Below are 15,784 nucleotides of genomic sequence, written 5' to 3'. Positions count from 1 at the left end.
TAAAATTTATGTGATTATTGATTTATAATTTCTAGGTTGAGTAGTAAATTAAATCCGTTAAATCGACGAGCCAAAAAAATATCAGTTCAACCAGAAAAGAGAATGGAAAACTGCGATTTCTCCAGTTTATAGGGCTGCTTATTGGCTCTAGAAATCTGCTACAATATCGTCAATTTTTCATATTGATCGTATTTGATCTTGAGCACTGCGGTTCTGCAGTAGGTATTTTCCATGAGTTTTAAAGATGAGTTAGCGGTGCAGGTCGCTCAGCGACGTACATTCGCCATTATTTCCCACCCCGATGCCGGTAAAACTACCATGACAGAAAAACTGCTGTTATGGGGGCAGGCCATTCAGGTTGCAGGTATGGTGAAAAGCCGTAAATCGGATCGTGCAGCCACTTCTGACTGGATGGAAATGGAAAAAGAGCGTGGGATTTCGATCACCACGTCCGTCATGCAGTTCCCGTTCAAGGACAAGATGATTAACCTGCTTGATACCCCGGGGCATGAAGATTTCTCGGAAGATACTTACCGTACCCTCACTGCGGTAGACTCGGCGTTGATGGTGATTGACGGTGCAAAAGGTGTCGAGGAACGTACCATTAAATTGATGGAAGTGTGTCGTATGCGTGACACACCGATCATTTCTTTCGTCAACAAAATGGACCGTGAAATCCGTGAGCCTTTAGAGCTGCTGGATGAGATCGAAAATGTCCTGAAAATTAAATGTGTACCAATCACCTGGCCACTCGGTACAGGACGTGACTTCGCTGGTGTATATAACCTGCTTGAAGAAAAGTTCTATGTCTATAAAGCCGGTTTTGGTTCAGTAATTACTGACATCGAAGTTCGTGATGGCTATGACCATGCAGACTTACGTAAAAAAGTCGGTGAGCTGGCTTGGGCGGCATTTGAAGAATCGTTGGAACTGGTACAAATGGCCAATGAGCCATTAGATCGTGAAGAATTCCTGGCAGGCCGTCAAACTCCAGTTCTGTTCGGTACTGCTTTGGGTAACTTCGGTGTCGACCATGTTCTGGATACATTTAGCGAATATGCACCACCTCCAAAAGCGCATCCAACTCAAGACCGTAAAGTAGAGGCAGATGAAGAAGGTTTTACAGGTTTTATCTTCAAGATTCAGGCCAATATGGACCCGAAACACCGTGACCGTATCGCTTTCATGCGAATCTGTTCAGGTAAGTATGAAAAAGGCATGAAAATGAAGCATGTGCGTATCGATAAAGATATCCGCATTAGCGATGCCTTGACCTTCCTGGCCGGTGACCGTCAGCATCTGGAAGAAGCATGGCCGGGTGATATTATCGGTCTGCATAACCACGGTACCATCCAGATCGGTGATACCTTCACTTCAGGTGAAAAACTGCAATTTACCGGTATTCCGCACTTTGCACCGGAAATGTTCCGCCGTGTTCGTCTGAAAGATCCGTTGAAGTCAAAACAGCTGCAAAAAGGTCTGAAAGAGCTTTCTGAAGAAGGTGCAACTCAGGTCTTCATGCCACAAAACAGCAATGACCTGATTGTTGGTGCTGTGGGTGTGCTGCAGTTCGAAGTGGTCGCGTATCGTCTGAAAGAAGAGTACAAGGTGGACTGTATTTATGAGCCGGTGAGCATCAATACAGTACGTTGGGTATCTTGTGAAGATGAGAAAAAATTCAACGAATTCAAGAAAAAAGCCCATGACCAGTTATCTGTTGATGGTGGTGGTCATTTGACTTATCTTGCACCAAGCCGAGTGAACTTACAGCTGATGCAGGAACGTTATCCGGATATCGTATTCCGTAACACACGCGAACACTAAGCCTTCAGGCTTGGAAAATGTTAAACAGCTTCTCCGGAAGCTGTTTTATTTTGTGCTACATTTAGACGACTCATTACTTATATCTCTAAAAAATCATGAAGTTTAGTAAGGAAATCCTGCTCGGTTCAGTCATTGGCTGTAGTTTGTTGCTTGGAGCATGTGATAAAAATGAAAATGAACAGCCGTCAGTAGAACGGAAAGAATCTGCAGCAGTCACCCCTGAAGAAAAAGCCAAAGTTTTGCCTTACCTGAATATTCAGGAGAAATCGGCCGATATTGCCTTGCCATTTTGTGAAACTAAAAACTGTATTAATCTGGATATTCAAACCTTAAAGACAGCCGATGCCTGGCTAAACCAGTCTATTGAAAAGCAGCAGGCAAAAGTCATTCAGGATCAGATTGGCTTAAAGCAGGATATGAGTCTGCAGCAGGCGGTTAATGCCTATGTAAAAAAATCAGATGCTTGGCAAGCCCAGCTCAAACTGAATAAGGCCTATGAGTTATCGCTATATACTCGTATTCCTTATCAGCGCAATCAATTTGTGTTAGTGCAAATTGGGGTAGATAGCACTCAGGAAAATATCCGCGTCAATGAACGCTATTATTTCTTTGTGGCTGACCGGCTGCAGCAAAAAATACTCAGTCCTCTGGATATTATCAATCCTGAGCAGCAGTTGCAGATGGATCAAATTGTGCAGCAAGCTTATCAGAAATGGTTAAAAGACAATAATGCGGAAGTCCAGCAGAAAGCTTCAAAAAAACTGTATTGGGGACAGGCGGACTGGTTCTTTGATCAGGAAGGAATTGGTCTACATTATCGTAGTCAGGAAATTAGCAAAGATGCCAAACAACTGGACATCTATTTAACCAAAGAACAAACACAACAAGTCTTGAAAGTGGATATTTATCAGAATATGTTCTAACAGGTAGGTCCTGCAAGGATAAATGATGATGTTGAACAAAGGTTAATGCATGTCAAATTATAAGAATGTTTTATGTCTGTCAGTATTGGCATCAGCGGTTTTGCTGAGTGCCTGTCAGCCTAAAGAAAAAGAGCCAAAAGATACTGCTGCACCTGAAGTGGTACAGGCTCAGCCTGAAGTGCTGAAGCTGAGTGGTGATACTGAGAAGCTGAAACTGGCCTTGCCTGAATGTGAAGGAAAAAACTGTCCTGAGATTTCTATTGAGCGATTGAAAAGCAATCAGCCATTTATTGATGAATGGATAGATCAGCAGATTCTGCAGCAGCTACAGGGTATTTTGTCAATTGATGTGATCGAACCGGCAAAAGCATCTGCAGCCAGTGAAGCTGAAGCCGCTGCTTCCGAACCGCAAACTGCATTAGCCAATGTCCAAACTCCAAAACAGCAGCTTGAACAGCAGATTCAGCCGCATATGCAGACTTTCCTGAATCTGGATAAGGAACTGAAAGCACTCAGTGCCAGTCATAGTATTAGCCTGATGATCAAGCCGAGAATTCTGCAGTCTGGCGATCCACTCGCGACTGTGGTCTTAAACAGTACCCATTATCTCGGTGGTGCACATGGCGCTTCTGCTCAAACCTACTACAATTTTGACCTTGAGCAGAAAAAGCTGATTAAGCTGGGCGATATCATTTTGCCTAAACAAAAGGCTCAACTTGAAGCCAAAGCTTATGAGGCTTTTAAAGCCTGGGTGATGGAATCCAAACTGGCCAATGATGTAGCTGAATATGAACAGGCCTGGAAATTCAAACTGACGGATAATTTCTATCTGTCTAAACAGGGATTGGCGCTGCAATATGCCGAATATGAGATTGGTCCTTATGTGGTCGGTTTACCACGTCTGGTCATTCCTTATGAACAGCTGAATGGCATTCTGAAACCTGAATATCTGCCTCAAACAGAGAACGCTGCTTCAGAAGCCGAGCCTGCAACTCCTGCCAAAGCACGCTGATGGTTTCGTTATTTGATACCCATACCCATTTTGATGTTCCCGATTTTGATCATGATCGGGAACAGCTGGCTTATGCATCCAAAGCAGCAGGGGTGGAGCATCTGGTCTTAATTGGTTTTTTACAGAGCCGGTTTAAGGATTTATTGCAGACGCATCATTTTATTAATCAGTTAGACAATGCGCCTCAAAGTCATCTGGCACCCGGCCTGCATCCATTTTATATTGAGCAGCATCAACCTGAGCATTTACAGGATCTAGAGCAGTTATTAAGCACAGAGCCTTGTATTGCCATTGGTGAAATTGGTCTGGATACTTTTGATAAGCGACATAAACAGCCGGAACTTTTTCAGAAACAGAAGGATTTTTTTGCTGCACAGCTGGAACTGGCGCAGCAGTTTGATAAACCTGTGTTACTGCATATCCGTAAATCTCATGCCGATGTTTTACAGATTCTAAAACAGCATCAGTTTAAACAAGGCGGTATTGCCCATGCTTTTGGTGGCGGGATTGAAGAGGCCAAGGCCTTTATTAAATTGGGCTTTAAGCTTGGGATAACAGGACAAATCACCAATCCGAATGCCAAAAAACTGCATCAGGTGGTAGAACAGGTAGGACCGGAACATCTGGTGCTTGAAACCGATTGTCCGGACATGATGCCCTTATGTTGTCAGCATTCTACTGAACAGCGAACTCGCAATACACCTGCCAATCTGCCTTATGTCTTGCAAGGCTTGGCCAAGGGTCTGCATATGGATCAGGATGAACTGGCACAGCAGCTCTGGAAAAATACCCATCAGGCTTTACATCTGACGATCTAAGATAAAACCCTACATCGGTCGGAAACTGGATTCCAATTTATGATCCAATGAAAAAAAGGCGCATTATGCAATTTCTAAAATGCTTTAGACTTGGCATCATGCATATAAATTATTTTGAGTGAGATTCACATGGCACAAGGACTATTGGCGGGTAAGCGCTTCTTGATCGCAGGTATTGCAAGTAAATTATCAATTGCTTTTGGTATTGCTCAGGCATTACATCGTGAAGGTGCAGAACTCGCTTTTACTTATCCAAATGAAAAGCTGAAAAAACGTGTAGATGATTTTGCTGCACAATTCGGTTCGGAATTGGTTTTTCCTTGTGATGTGGCTGTAGATGCAGAAATTGACAATGCATTTGCAGAACTGGCAAAACACTGGGATGGTCTGGATGGTGTCGTACATTCAATCGGTTTCGCACCAGCACATACTTTAGATGGTGATTTTACTGATGTGACGGATCGTGAAGGCTTTAAGATTGCCCATGACATCAGTGCTTACAGCTTTATCGCGATGGCACGTGCTGCGAAGCCATTACTGGCTGCACGCCAAGGCTGCCTGTTAACGCTGACTTATCAAGGTTCTGAACGCGTGATGCCGAACTATAACGTGATGGGTCTGGCGAAAGCCTCTTTGGAAGCAGGTGTACGTTATCTGGCATCTAGCCTGGGTGCAGAAGGTATCCGTGTGAATGCGATCTCAGCCGGTCCAATCCGTACATTGGCGGCGTCTGGTATTAAATCATTCCGTAAAATGCTGGATCTGAATGAAAAAGTGGCTCCACTAAAACGCAATGTGACCATTGAAGATGTCGGTAATGCAGCATTGTTCCTGTGCTCACCATGGGCGAACGGGATTACTGGTGAAATCATGTATGTCGATGCGGGTTATAACACAGTAGGCATGAGCGCTGAACTGATGCTGGATGCAGAATAAGCCTCTTTAAAAGATTAATTCTCAGCAGAGAAAAACCCTCAAGTTTTTGAGGGTTTTTTATTTTTAATTCTAATCGTCAATGATGTAAATCTAATGACAAGGGATACAAGAATTTGGATCAAAATAATTTATCTTTCAAGGCTTTCCCACTAAGATGCTTAATATAAAAACAATACAGGACAATTAAGGATGTTTAAAAATTTTTTAATCAGCATGATTTTTGTGATGGGAACTGTGGGGATCACCACGTCGAGCATGGCAGCAGACAATCACTATCATGACAATATGCATGAACTTGACCATCATTTAAAAAATTTCAAATCTGCCAAAGATAGTAAAGAGGCGCGGGCAGCATTGCAAGGCATGCAAAAATCTGTGGAAGTCTGCCAGAAAAATTTACCTTCAGGTCTGCAAAAACTAAAATCTAAAGATGCAAAAATCACAGCGTATCAGGGATTGTTAACTGACTTATTGAAAGAGATTAAACAAGCTGAACAGCTTGTTGCAGGAGATCAGTTAGCCAAAGCTCAAACCCTCACGGTGAAAATGGATCAGATTAAGAAGCAGGGGCATCAAGCCTTTAAATAAGCCATAAAAAAGACCGCAATTGCGGTCTTTTTTAACTTCAAGATCAAGTGATTAAGCTTGACCTTCAGCAGCAGCTTGCGCACGTTGCATGTTCGCTTCAAATTCAGCATCGAAGTTGATTGGTGTAAGCAGCAATTGCGGGAAGCTACCTTTAGTCACCATATCATTCACCGCTTCACGAAGGAACGGGAACAGGATGTTCGGGCAGTAAGCACCAAGAATGTATGGCAGACGCTCTTCTTCCACGCCATCAATCAGGAAGATCCCCGCTTGAGTCACGTCAACGATAAACGCTGTATCACCTTCATTGGTTGCTTGAACCACAACTTTTAAAGCCACTTCAAAATGAGTCGGATCAATTTTTTCTGCAGAAGAAGAAAGGTTGATGTTTAACTCAGGTTGCCATTGCTTGGTAAAAACTTGTGCCCCAGGAACTTCAAAAGAAATATCTTTAGTGTAAATACGCTCTAATGCCAATTGTGGTTGAGCTTGTTGTTCTTCACTCATTCTTTAATCCTTGATATGAGGTAGGTTTTAGTAGATTAAGCCAGTAATTCGTCTAGTTTGCCTTCACGCTCTAGGGCATAAAGTTGATCAAAACCGCCGATGAATTGTTCATTAATAAAAATCTGTGGCACGGTACGATGATTGGTACGTTGCATCAATTCAAGACGTACTTCAGGGGCTTCATTCGATAAATTAATTTCTTTGAATGCAACACCTTTGCGCTCAAGGAGCTGTTTTGCACGGATACAATACGGACATACTGTCGTCGAATAGATAGTAACTTCAGCCATGATCAATCTCCTGTTCGCAGATTATTTGCTTTTCACCAAAGGTAAACCTTGAGCTTTCCAGTTTGTAATGCCACCATCCAGACGGTAGGCATCTGCATGACCTACCTGTTGAAGTGCAGAACCTGCAACTTGCCCAAGATTACAAATGAACACCAACGGGCGATCAGATGCTTTTAACTCATCAACGTGTTTTGTAATTTGGCTATATGGAATGTTACGGCTACCACTGATGTGACCTTCACGGAAGTCTTTGGCATCACGTAAATCAATCAGCATGGCATTTTTTGCTTTAACTAAAATTCCCAGCGATTGCGGAGATATTTTGCGACCATTACGTTGACCTTCGATAATGAAGAAGACAACCACGAGTACCGCGAGTGTTCCAAACAAGAAGGGGTGATTCCCCATAAACTCGAACCAACGTTCCACAATTCACCTAATTACAATTTTAAAATTGCCAAGAGTATAGCTCATAAATATGGTGATCAAAATCACCGCTTCAAGGGCTAAGCCTTAAGAAAATTAATTTTTTTGCTGCGCTTCGTTAATTTCGTCAATTAAACGTAAATAGCTATCCAGTCGGCGCGGCAAAATTTCCCCTGTTGATGCTGCCTGACGTAAGGCACACTGTTTTTCATGTTTATGTGTGCAGTTACGGAACTGACAGTGACCGAGCAGATTTTCAATTTCCGGAAAACCACTTTGAACTTTGTCTAAAGGCAGATGCCAGAGACCAAATTCACGGATTCCCGGTGAGTCGATGAGAGCAGCGCCATCGCCAAAGGAAATCAGACGTGTGGAGGTCGTCGTATGCTGACCCAGTGCCGAGTTTTCAGAAATGACATTGGTTTTCTGTGCAGCATTCGGAACGATCGCATTAATCAGCGTACTTTTACCCACACCAGACTGACCGACAAACGCTACAGTTTCTTCATTTAGACGAGCGGACAGTTCTGTCAGATCGCCATCGGACTGGGTTTGCATGACTTCATAACCCAAATCTTTATATTCTTTAAGCAAATCCAGAATCGGATCATTTTCCTTAAGCAAATCTGATTTATTGAGCACTAAAAGTGCTGGAATCTCTGCATCTGCACAAGCCACCAGATAACGGTCAATCAAACCCGGGGCTGGCTCAGGCAATGGTGCAAACACAATCACAATCAGGGAAATATTGGCGGCAACCGGTTTAACCTTGTGGTAACGGTCAGGACGGGTCAGCAAAGAGGTACGCGGATGAATCGCCGTAATAATGCCGAGTCCAGTATTGGGATCAGCCTGCCATTTGACTCGGTCGCCTGTTACCAGCAATTCCAGGTTGGTTCGGGTATGGCAGCGCCAGACACTACCCAGTTCAATCGGCTTCCAGAATGGCTCAGGTTCGCCTTCAGCCACGACCGGTTTTTCAGGATGCTGTTCAGGTATGGACAAGGCCTGGACCTCAAGCTGGCGGCCATAATGCTGCACGACCAGCCCTTCCAGGTCTTGAGAGGTATCGATCTCTTCCTGACGCGTTTTGTGCTGTTTTTGAATACGACGTTGTTGTTGTTCAGTTAAACGACGTTTACGTATTAAAGCCATTCAAATCCTAAAAAACCATGGGAGCGAGATGGCAAAAATAGCATGAAGCGGGGTGTCAGTTACAGCATCGACGTAATAAATTTGCTACTATAAATGTTTTATAGCCTAATAAGATTGCACATTTATGAGCAGCACCCCGGATAGCCGCCTGATTTGGATTGACCTGGAAATGACAGGTCTGGATACAGACAATGACCAGATTATTGAAGTTGCCACGATTGTAACGGACGATAACCTGAATATTCTTGCCGAAGGGCCCGTGCTAGCTGTGCATCAATCTGACCGTATCCTGAATGCGATGGACGAGTGGAATACTCGCCAGCATGGTCAGTCTGGCCTGATTGAGCGTGTACGCCGCAGTAAATTGACTGCTCAGGATGCAGAACGTGAAACCATTGAATTCCTGAAAAAATGGGTGAATCCAAAAGTATCGCCGATGTGTGGTAACTCAATCTGTCAGGATCGTCGCTTTCTGCACCGTTTAATGCCTGAACTGGAACAGTATTTCCATTACCGTAATCTGGATGTATCTTCAGTGAAAGAGTTGGCAAAACGCTGGCGCCCTGAAATTATGAGTGGCCTGAAGAAAAATGCTTCGCATCTAGCCATGGATGACATTCGTGATTCGATTGCTGAACTGAAATACTATCGTGAATATTTCTTCATTATGAATAAATAATCCGAACAGTGAAAAAGAGGCGAAAGCCTCTTTTTTTTATTTGCTTGAAGATAGCTTTTTATTATAAAAATTCTCGCTGCTCTCAAAGAGTACCCATGTTAGTAGCACCAGAGCAAGATGGGTCTGGGTTTCATATTGATCCAAGATAATTAAAGCAAATAATCCCAAAGTCAGGATACGGATCATGATACTGAGATAATAATTTTTCTGCTTCTTAAAGATTAAGACGTAAAGATAGAGCAGGAACAGCAAAACCACCAGGGCAAAAAGGGCGTTAAATAGCATGCTGATCTGGCTCCCTTTAGGACAATAATAATTGAAATATTTTGAAGATTATCATGATGGTAATTTGATCAATTTTATGTGTTTTAGCGATGGCACAAGAATGCTTTTTTGACTGATTTTGTATCTGGATTTTAGTGGCAGTAAAGTGCCCATGATTTTGCTAAAATGCTCTGGTGTTTTTCTTGCTATTGATGACCTATGACTGATCTGCTTCAAGATGATGAGTATGACCGCCGTTTTGCGGGTGTAGCCAAAATTTATGGTGACGATAGCTTTCATCATTATGAAAACAGTCATGTGATGGTGATCGGAATTGGCGGTGTTGGTTCATGGGCAGTCGAAGCACTGGCACGTACCGGGATTGGCGAGCTCACACTGGTTGACATGGATGTGGTGGCAGCATCGAACATTAACCGTCAGTTACCAGCCATGACGGCGACGCTAGGATGTGAAAAAATCGAAATCATGGCGGAACGCTGCCGTTTGATTAATCCCCGAATCAAGATCAATCTGATTGACGATTATCTGACACCAGAAAATGTGAAAGAAATTCTGTCAGGAAAGCCTGACATCATTCTGGATTGTATCGATGACGTCAAAGCAAAGTTTGCCTTGATGCTGCATTGCCGTTTTAACAAGATTCCTTTGATTGTGTCAGGTGGGGCAGGCGGTAAACTGGATCCTTTAAAAATCCGGGTAGCTGATTTATCCAGAACCGAACAGGATCCAATGCTGGCAAAATTACGTGCGCAATTACGTGCTAAAGGCATCTGTAAAAAGCCAAAAGAAAAATTTGGTATCACTTGTGTCTATTCTATCGATAACCCATTTTCCAGTGCGGATGTTTGTGCAAGCGCAGGCTTACGCTGTGGTGGTTATGGGTCTGCAGTGGTAGTGACCTCTAGCTTCGCCATGGTTGCGGTATCAGAAGTATTGAAAAAGCTTGATAGCAAAAGACTTAAAGCCTGATTGAGTCAAAAAAAAGCACACGATCTGTGCTTTTTTTTATGCTAAGTTTAAAATGAATTTTTAAACATATAACAAAAACAATCTTTTGGTTTTGGAGCAGCTATGTGGTTTTTGCTAGTGCTGGTTTTGGGGATTGGGGCTTTAGCAATCTGGATGTGGAAACGTCCTGATCCGGTGAAACGTGATCAGGCCAAAGCCGTGCATCATGATCTATGGATTGAGCAGATTGATGCTCAATTGAAGTATGCGGCGCGTCTAAGTACGGATCCACATCATCCGGATTATGAACGTGCCTATCAAATTTATCACGGGTTAGCCCAGCAGCAGGACTTGCCACAGGCTTATGTGGGCATGGCTCTAATGCATTTAAACGGACAGGGTCGTGAGCAGAGCACGGAAAAAGCCATTAGCTTTCTTGAAAAAGCTTATAGTTTAGGTGGTGAGGATGCGGCCTATCATTTAGGCCAGATCTATGATTGTCATCAATACCAATTAAATGACCCTGAAAAAGCCTTGTACTGGTATCGGCATGCGGTCGCGCGCGGTCATCTGGATGCGCAGTACCGCATCACTGAACTAGCTGAATCTGATCATGACACTGCAGAACAGCAACGTCTGCAACTGTTAATTCAAAATGCCGAGCAGGGACATGCCAATTCACAGTATCAGTTAGCCCAATATTATTTGGCAGATGGTGCAGCGCAAGATTTAAGTTTGGGGATCCACTATCTGTTTCTGGCAGCACAGCAGGATCACTTGGCGGCCAATCAGGATATTGCCGAAGCCTATGCAAATGGCAAAGTCTTGCCCAAAGATCAACAGCAGGCTTTGAATTTCATTAAACGCTGTATTCATCTGGGTGATCAGAGCGGTTTATATGATTACTATGCCGGCGTGTTACTCGGCACTATTGATCCTGATCAACGCCAACGGGTGTTTCGGCATCTATTACAGCAGTCCAAAGAGTATAAAGATGCACAGGCCAAAACCCTGATCGGTCTGGCCTATTTTCATGGCTGGTATGTACAAAAAAATGAAACCATGGCATTTCGCTACTGGTCTGAAGCAGCACAAACTCAGCATCCTCAGGCCTTGAGTCTGATTGCCGCACTATATTTTGAATCCTATCTGGTCGCACATGAACCAGAGAAAGCATTTGAACTCTATCAACATGCCTTGCAAAGTGATCCTGATCATGGCTTTAGTCAGATGGGTCTGGCACTCTGCTATTTAAACGGAGTAGGTGTAGCCAAAGATACGGCTAAAGCCACCCAAATGATTCAGGCAGTTGCACAGCAAGAGCAACTTGTAGCAAAGTCTGAAGCTGATCTGATTTATATAGTGGGACGTTTTTATGGCTTGCCTGAATATCCGCTGTCGACCCGAGAAAAGGCAATTCAATATTTGAATCAGGCGGTGGCGAAAGGATCAAGTAAGGCTGCCTGGTATTTGTATCAGGCTTATAGTGGTCTTTATCCAGTCTTTGAAGTGAATGAGGAACAGGCCAAACGTTATCTGCATCAGGCAGCTCAATTGGAAGATGCACAAGCACAGGCCGAATTAGGCTTGATGTATTTAAAGGGCAAGAAGGTGGAGCAAGATACGGCTTTAGGACTGAAATATCTGCAACAGGCTTTGAGCCAGCATAATGGTCTCGCACTAAATGCTTTAGGTGAGGCTTTGGAACAAGGAATTGGTACTGAAGCCAATTTGGAGCAGGCAATCCAGTGCTATCGTAAAGCGGCTGCGCAGGTCAATGCCGATGCCTATAGTCATCTGGGGCGCTTATATACCAAAGGCATTGGTGTAGAACGTGATATTGCAATTGCCCGTGAATGGCTGGAAAAAGGCAGCTTGTTGGGACATGAACCTTCTATTGAACAGCTCAACAATGTAAATGCTTATCTGCATATGTAAACTTCAAAAAAAACCGCTGACTAACAGCGGTTTTTTATTGAGTCAAATATGTTGCTTAAGGCAGTTGCTTGATCGGACTACCACCCAAAGCTTGCATCAGGGTCACATAAGCATTGTATTGGCTTTGTCGGGTTTGCACCAAAGACAGACGGGCATTCCGCGTGGTTTCCTGTGCATCCAGCAGATTTTTCAATGCTACTGCACCATTACGATAACGTACTTCGGTCAGACGTTCAGTACGTTCAGCCAGTTCAACATTACGTTGTTGTAACGCAACCTGTTTGGTGAGTTCAGTACGATTAGACAGGGCATTCTCTACATCGGCAAAAGCTTCGTACATGGTCTGACGATACTGGATAATCGCTTTTTCATATTCCAGTTCATTCACCTGCAAATCACGTTTCATATCATTCCATTGCAGGAATGGCAGGCTGAGTCCTGCGCCTAAGGTCGCCACCGGATTTTTAAGTGCATCTGACAATGATGAACTGGTGCCCACGCCGGTACTTAGGCTGCCAGTCAGGCTGATCGAAGGGTAATAACTGGCTTTATTGGCATCCTTGTTAGCCAAGGCTTTACGCAAACGCAGTTCAGTGGCTCTCAAGTCAGGACGACGGGAGAGAAGGCTAGCAGGCAACCCAGCTTCAATCGACGGTAAAGCAATATTCGGTAAACGTTTAGGTTCATGAATTGAAAGCTGTTGCACAGGCATATTCATGAGTACTGCCAGTGCTGTACGTGTTTCCACACGCTGCTGCTCAATCTGACTTAAGGTCGCTTGCTGGCTTTGGATGGCCTGTTCAGCTTGGGTTAAATCTAAACCAGAGACAGCACCGGCGCGATATTGAACATTGACCAGATCATAAGTACGCTGTGCGGTTGCCAGGTTTTGTTGAACCACACTATAACGTTCATTTAGATAACCCAGCTGCCAGTACAATTGCGCAGTTGTGCCAATCAGACTTTGTGCAGTCGCCTGCAAGTCCTCTTCAGATGCCAGAGCTTCCCAGCGTGCTGCTTCAGTCTGATTGGCCAGTTTACCGAACAGATCCAGTTCATAGCTTAAGCCAGGGAAATTGACACCAAAACCGGATGAACTGCTGCCATCTTCCAGATCAAAGCTTCTACGCGTGGTTAATCCAGCATCACTGATACGTACACCTTGCTGGCTTTGTGTCTGTCTGGCCTGAATACGAGCTTGCTGTAAATTGATCCCGGCCACGGCTAGATCACTATTGGCTGCCAGTACATCATTCACCAGACTATTCAATTGGGGATCTTTAAATAGAGTCCACCATTGGTCTGCCAGAATATCAGCATGGATTTGCTGGCTTACAGCTTTACTGTTTTGAAAGTTGTTAGGCACTTGTACAGCAGGTTGTTCATACGGCGTTTTCACCACGGCCGCACAGCCGACCAGTGAACTCCCGAGGAGTAGGGCACTGGCAAGTTTGGTAAGAGTATGCATATCAGATTCCTTATTCTCGAGAAAGTGCATCGACCGGATTCAAACGGGCTGCATTACGTGCCGGGATAAAGCCGAACACAATACCGATCAGGCTTGAGCAGACAAAGGCCGCGACAATTGATGTGGTCGAATATGCCATCTGGAAGGTTCCTCCAGCAAAATGGGTAATCAGCTGACCGATACCGAGTGACAGCAATACGCCTAAAATACCGCCCAGAATACAAACCAGAACAGCTTCAATCAGGAATTGCTGCAGAATATCGCTTTGGCGCGCACCAACCGCCATCCGTACCCCGATTTCCTGAGTACGTTCAGTCACGGAAACCAGCATAATATTCATCACGCCGATACCACCGACAACTAATGAAATTACCGCAATTGCCGAGATCAGCAAGGTCATGGTTTGAGTCGTTTGCTGAATCGTTTCACGGATACTGTCTGCATTTTGCGTAAACACATCCTGCGCACCGTGACGTTGGACCAGTAAATTCAAAATGGCATTTTCAGCGGCTGCACTCGGATATTCATCTTTAATACGCACAATGATCTGACGCACATTGGGCTGACCCAGCATACGGCTCATAACAGTAGAGTAGGGCAGATAGACATTTAGGCTATCATTATTGCCCATCATGCCTTTTTGCGCATCAATGATGCCAATCACCCGGCTCGGTACACTGCCTAAGAGCAGCACCTGACCGATAGGATTGGTGCCATCTGCAAAGAAAGTATTTTGGGTGTTGGTATCAATTACCACATCCTGCGCCTGCTCAGTAATACTTTCTTTATCAAATGGCTGACCTGATTTAAAGGTCATACCTTTGACATAGAAGAAGTCTTCACTGACGCCGTTGACAGTAGTCGATGCTTCGATCTCTTTGAAGCGTCCGGTGACACTACTGTTGACCGATGGACTGACCCCATCCACATAAGGCTGTTCTGCCAGTGCATCGGCATCAGCGGGAATCAGGGTCTTGGATTGGGAGGAACGTGAGTTATCCCCGAAGCCCCGGCCCTGGAACACGGTAATGGTATTGGTCCCGAGACTGCTGATATTTTCCAGAATCTGCTTTTGTGAACCGTTACCGAGCGCAACGACTGAAACCACCGACGCGATCCCGATAATGATCCCGAGCATGGTCAGGAAGGTTCGCATCCGGTGTGCATTCATGGCCAATAGAGCCATACGGAAAGCTTCACCGAGACGGTCTACCGCGGAACGCCAGCTTGAGATTTTCTTCTGTTCATTTCGGACCAGATTTTCTTTCTCGAAACCATCATCAACTTCAGGCACATTCGGTTTATCTGAAATGATATTCCCGTCTGAAATCTCGATAATGCGCGTCGCATTTTTTGCCACGTTATGATCGTGTGTGACCAGAATAATAGTATGACCTTTGGCATTCAGCTCACGCAGAATCCGCATCACTTCAATACCGCTATTCTTGTCGAGTGCACCGGTCGGTTCATCGGCAAGAATCACGTCACCGCCGTTCATCAAGGCACGGGCAATCGAAACACGCTGCTGCTGACCACCAGACAATTGACTCGGACGGTTCTGGGTTTTTTCACCCAAGCCCAAATCAGTCAGTAACTTGACAGCACGTTCATGACGGGCATCTGAATCTGCACCAGCATAAATTGCAGGAACTTCAACGTTACCTGCCGCACTTAAATCACCGAGCAGATGATAACGCTGGAAAATAAAGCCAAAATATTCACGACGTAACTGCGCCAGTTCATCGGCTTCAAGTTCGCGGGTTTCACGGCCTTTAACTTTATAGCTGCCCTTGGTCGGCTTATCCAGACAGCCCAGAATATTCATCAAGGTGGATTTACCGGAACCGGACTGACCGACAATGGCGACCAGTTCACCCGGATAAATCTCCAGATTGACCCCTTTTAAAATCTGGACCGTGCTTTCACCCGCAGGGAATTCACGAACCAGATTCTTGACCTCGAGTAGAGGTTGCTGTTGTTGATTCAT

General features: G+C 44.5%; 16 protein-coding genes. 9 read left to right on the top strand and 7 right to left on the bottom strand.

Features of this window, described 5'->3' with window-relative positions; translation table 11 throughout:
- Positions 1–231 precede the first annotated feature (231 nt).
- The 6 genes from AC4MCD_RS12215 to AC4MCD_RS12190 all read left to right on the top strand — a co-directional run bounded on the left by AC4MCD_RS12215 (position 232) and on the right by AC4MCD_RS12190 (position 6,101).
- Positions 232–1,824, top strand: a complete 1,593-nt coding sequence (locus tag AC4MCD_RS12215; RefSeq protein ID WP_491876193.1) for a peptide chain release factor 3 — start codon at positions 232–234, stop codon at positions 1,822–1,824.
- Positions 1,825–1,919: 95 nt separating this feature from the next.
- On the top strand, positions 1,920–2,747 hold the full coding sequence (locus tag AC4MCD_RS12210; RefSeq protein ID WP_491876192.1) for a hypothetical protein: 828 nt from the start codon (positions 1,920–1,922) through the stop codon (positions 2,745–2,747).
- Between the two features lie 49 nt (positions 2,748–2,796).
- Entirely contained in the window at positions 2,797–3,759 is a 963-nt protein-coding gene (locus AC4MCD_RS12205) for an RsiV family protein (protein ID WP_491876191.1), read from the top strand.
- Positions 3,756–4,577 (top strand): TatD family hydrolase, encoded by an 822-nt coding sequence (locus AC4MCD_RS12200; protein ID WP_491876864.1) that lies wholly within the window; start codon positions 3,756–3,758, stop codon positions 4,575–4,577. The genes AC4MCD_RS12205 and AC4MCD_RS12200 overlap by 4 nt, the downstream gene beginning before the upstream one ends.
- A 129-nt stretch (positions 4,578–4,706) precedes the next feature.
- Positions 4,707–5,513 (top strand): enoyl-ACP reductase FabI, encoded by an 807-nt coding sequence (locus tag AC4MCD_RS12195; protein WP_004782067.1) that lies wholly within the window; start codon positions 4,707–4,709, stop codon positions 5,511–5,513.
- A gap of 189 nt (positions 5,514–5,702) precedes the next feature.
- Positions 5,703–6,101: a cytochrome b562 gene (locus AC4MCD_RS12190; protein WP_491876190.1), complete on the top strand. Its 399-nt coding sequence runs from the start codon at positions 5,703–5,705 to the stop codon at positions 6,099–6,101.
- 51 nt (positions 6,102–6,152) lie between these two features.
- Here AC4MCD_RS12190 and secB read toward each other — a convergent pair whose 3' ends face one another.
- From secB to rsgA, 4 genes are all read right to left on the bottom strand, one after another.
- Positions 6,153–6,608 carry a protein-export chaperone SecB gene (gene secB / locus AC4MCD_RS12185; protein WP_491876189.1) on the bottom strand — a complete coding sequence of 152 codons (456 nt, stop codon included), beginning with the start codon at positions 6,606–6,608 and terminating at the stop codon, positions 6,153–6,155.
- A 35-nt stretch (positions 6,609–6,643) separates the two neighbouring features.
- Positions 6,644–6,898 carry a glutaredoxin 3 gene (grxC, locus tag AC4MCD_RS12180; RefSeq protein ID WP_004782071.1) on the bottom strand — a complete coding sequence of 85 codons (255 nt, stop codon included), beginning with the start codon at positions 6,896–6,898 and terminating at the stop codon, positions 6,644–6,646.
- Positions 6,899–6,919: 21 nt separating this feature from the next.
- Complete coding sequence (locus AC4MCD_RS12175; protein ID WP_005232169.1) at positions 6,920–7,327, bottom strand: rhodanese-like domain-containing protein; 408 nt, start codon at positions 7,325–7,327, stop codon at positions 6,920–6,922.
- A gap of 93 nt (positions 7,328–7,420) precedes the next feature.
- The gene (gene rsgA / locus AC4MCD_RS12170; protein WP_491876188.1) at positions 7,421–8,479 is read right to left on the bottom strand and encodes a ribosome small subunit-dependent GTPase A; all 1,059 of its coding nucleotides are present in this window, start codon (positions 8,477–8,479) and stop codon (positions 7,421–7,423) included.
- 124 nt (positions 8,480–8,603) lie between these two features.
- Here rsgA and orn point away from each other — a divergent pair, with 124 nt between their 5' ends.
- Positions 8,604–9,158 carry an oligoribonuclease gene (orn, locus tag AC4MCD_RS12165; RefSeq protein WP_004782074.1) on the top strand — a complete coding sequence of 185 codons (555 nt, stop codon included), beginning with the start codon at positions 8,604–8,606 and terminating at the stop codon, positions 9,156–9,158.
- A gap of 36 nt (positions 9,159–9,194) precedes the next feature.
- On the opposite strand, the gene AC4MCD_RS12160 is transcribed toward orn, so the two are convergent.
- Entirely contained in the window at positions 9,195–9,443 is a 249-nt protein-coding gene (locus tag AC4MCD_RS12160; protein ID WP_419374807.1) for a hypothetical protein, read from the bottom strand.
- A gap of 198 nt (positions 9,444–9,641) precedes the next feature.
- Here AC4MCD_RS12160 and AC4MCD_RS12155 point away from each other — a divergent pair, with 198 nt between their 5' ends.
- Both AC4MCD_RS12155 and AC4MCD_RS12150 read left to right on the top strand, forming a co-directional pair.
- A complete protein-coding gene (locus AC4MCD_RS12155) occupies positions 9,642–10,412 on the top strand; it encodes a tRNA threonylcarbamoyladenosine dehydratase (RefSeq protein WP_419363627.1) in 771 nt (256 codons plus the stop codon).
- Between the two features lie 102 nt (positions 10,413–10,514).
- Positions 10,515–12,329 carry a tetratricopeptide repeat protein gene (locus tag AC4MCD_RS12150; protein WP_419363625.1) on the top strand — a complete coding sequence of 605 codons (1,815 nt, stop codon included), beginning with the start codon at positions 10,515–10,517 and terminating at the stop codon, positions 12,327–12,329.
- A 55-nt stretch (positions 12,330–12,384) separates the two neighbouring features.
- Here AC4MCD_RS12150 and AC4MCD_RS12145 read toward each other — a convergent pair whose 3' ends face one another.
- Together AC4MCD_RS12145 and AC4MCD_RS12140 are read right to left on the bottom strand one after the other, a co-directional pair.
- The gene (locus tag AC4MCD_RS12145) at positions 12,385–13,797 is read right to left on the bottom strand and encodes an efflux transporter outer membrane subunit (protein ID WP_419374810.1); all 1,413 of its coding nucleotides are present in this window, start codon (positions 13,795–13,797) and stop codon (positions 12,385–12,387) included.
- Positions 13,798–13,807: 10 nt separating this feature from the next.
- Entirely contained in the window at positions 13,808–15,784 is a 1,977-nt protein-coding gene (locus AC4MCD_RS12140; RefSeq protein ID WP_419374811.1) for a MacB family efflux pump subunit, read from the bottom strand.

Source organism: Acinetobacter sp. CAU_H_78 (genome assembly GCF_058599365.1).
The sequence above is the reverse complement of the archived record's forward strand: the minus strand, read 5'-3'. Positions and strand labels throughout refer to the sequence as shown.

What these genes read in the sequence shown, in the direction of transcription:
- AC4MCD_RS12140 (WP_419374811.1), bottom strand. Translation starts at nt 15,784, where the DNA reads ATGAATCAACAACAGCAACCTCTACTCGAGGTCAAGAATCTGGTTCGT.
- AC4MCD_RS12150 (WP_419363625.1), top strand. Translation starts at nt 10,515, where the DNA reads ATGTGGTTTTTGCTAGTGCTGGTTTTGGGGATTGGGGCTTTAGCAATC.
- AC4MCD_RS12160 (WP_419374807.1), bottom strand. Translation starts at nt 9,443, where the DNA reads ATGCTATTTAACGCCCTTTTTGCCCTGGTGGTTTTGCTGTTCCTGCTC.
- AC4MCD_RS12145 (WP_419374810.1), bottom strand. Translation starts at nt 13,797, where the DNA reads ATGCATACTCTTACCAAACTTGCCAGTGCCCTACTCCTCGGGAGTTCA.
- rsgA (WP_491876188.1), bottom strand. Translation starts at nt 8,479, where the DNA reads ATGGCTTTAATACGTAAACGTCGTTTAACTGAACAACAACAACGTCGT.
- grxC (WP_004782071.1), bottom strand. Translation starts at nt 6,898, where the DNA reads ATGGCTGAAGTTACTATCTATTCGACGACAGTATGTCCGTATTGTATC.
- secB (WP_491876189.1), bottom strand. Translation starts at nt 6,608, where the DNA reads ATGAGTGAAGAACAACAAGCTCAACCACAATTGGCATTAGAGCGTATT.
- orn (WP_004782074.1), top strand. Translation starts at nt 8,604, where the DNA reads ATGAGCAGCACCCCGGATAGCCGCCTGATTTGGATTGACCTGGAAATG.
- AC4MCD_RS12155 (WP_419363627.1), top strand. Translation starts at nt 9,642, where the DNA reads ATGACTGATCTGCTTCAAGATGATGAGTATGACCGCCGTTTTGCGGGT.
- AC4MCD_RS12215 (WP_491876193.1), top strand. Translation starts at nt 232, where the DNA reads ATGAGTTTTAAAGATGAGTTAGCGGTGCAGGTCGCTCAGCGACGTACA.
- AC4MCD_RS12205 (WP_491876191.1), top strand. Translation starts at nt 2,797, where the DNA reads ATGTCAAATTATAAGAATGTTTTATGTCTGTCAGTATTGGCATCAGCG.
- AC4MCD_RS12195 (WP_004782067.1), top strand. Translation starts at nt 4,707, where the DNA reads ATGGCACAAGGACTATTGGCGGGTAAGCGCTTCTTGATCGCAGGTATT.
- AC4MCD_RS12210 (WP_491876192.1), top strand. Translation starts at nt 1,920, where the DNA reads ATGAAGTTTAGTAAGGAAATCCTGCTCGGTTCAGTCATTGGCTGTAGT.
- AC4MCD_RS12190 (WP_491876190.1), top strand. Translation starts at nt 5,703, where the DNA reads ATGTTTAAAAATTTTTTAATCAGCATGATTTTTGTGATGGGAACTGTG.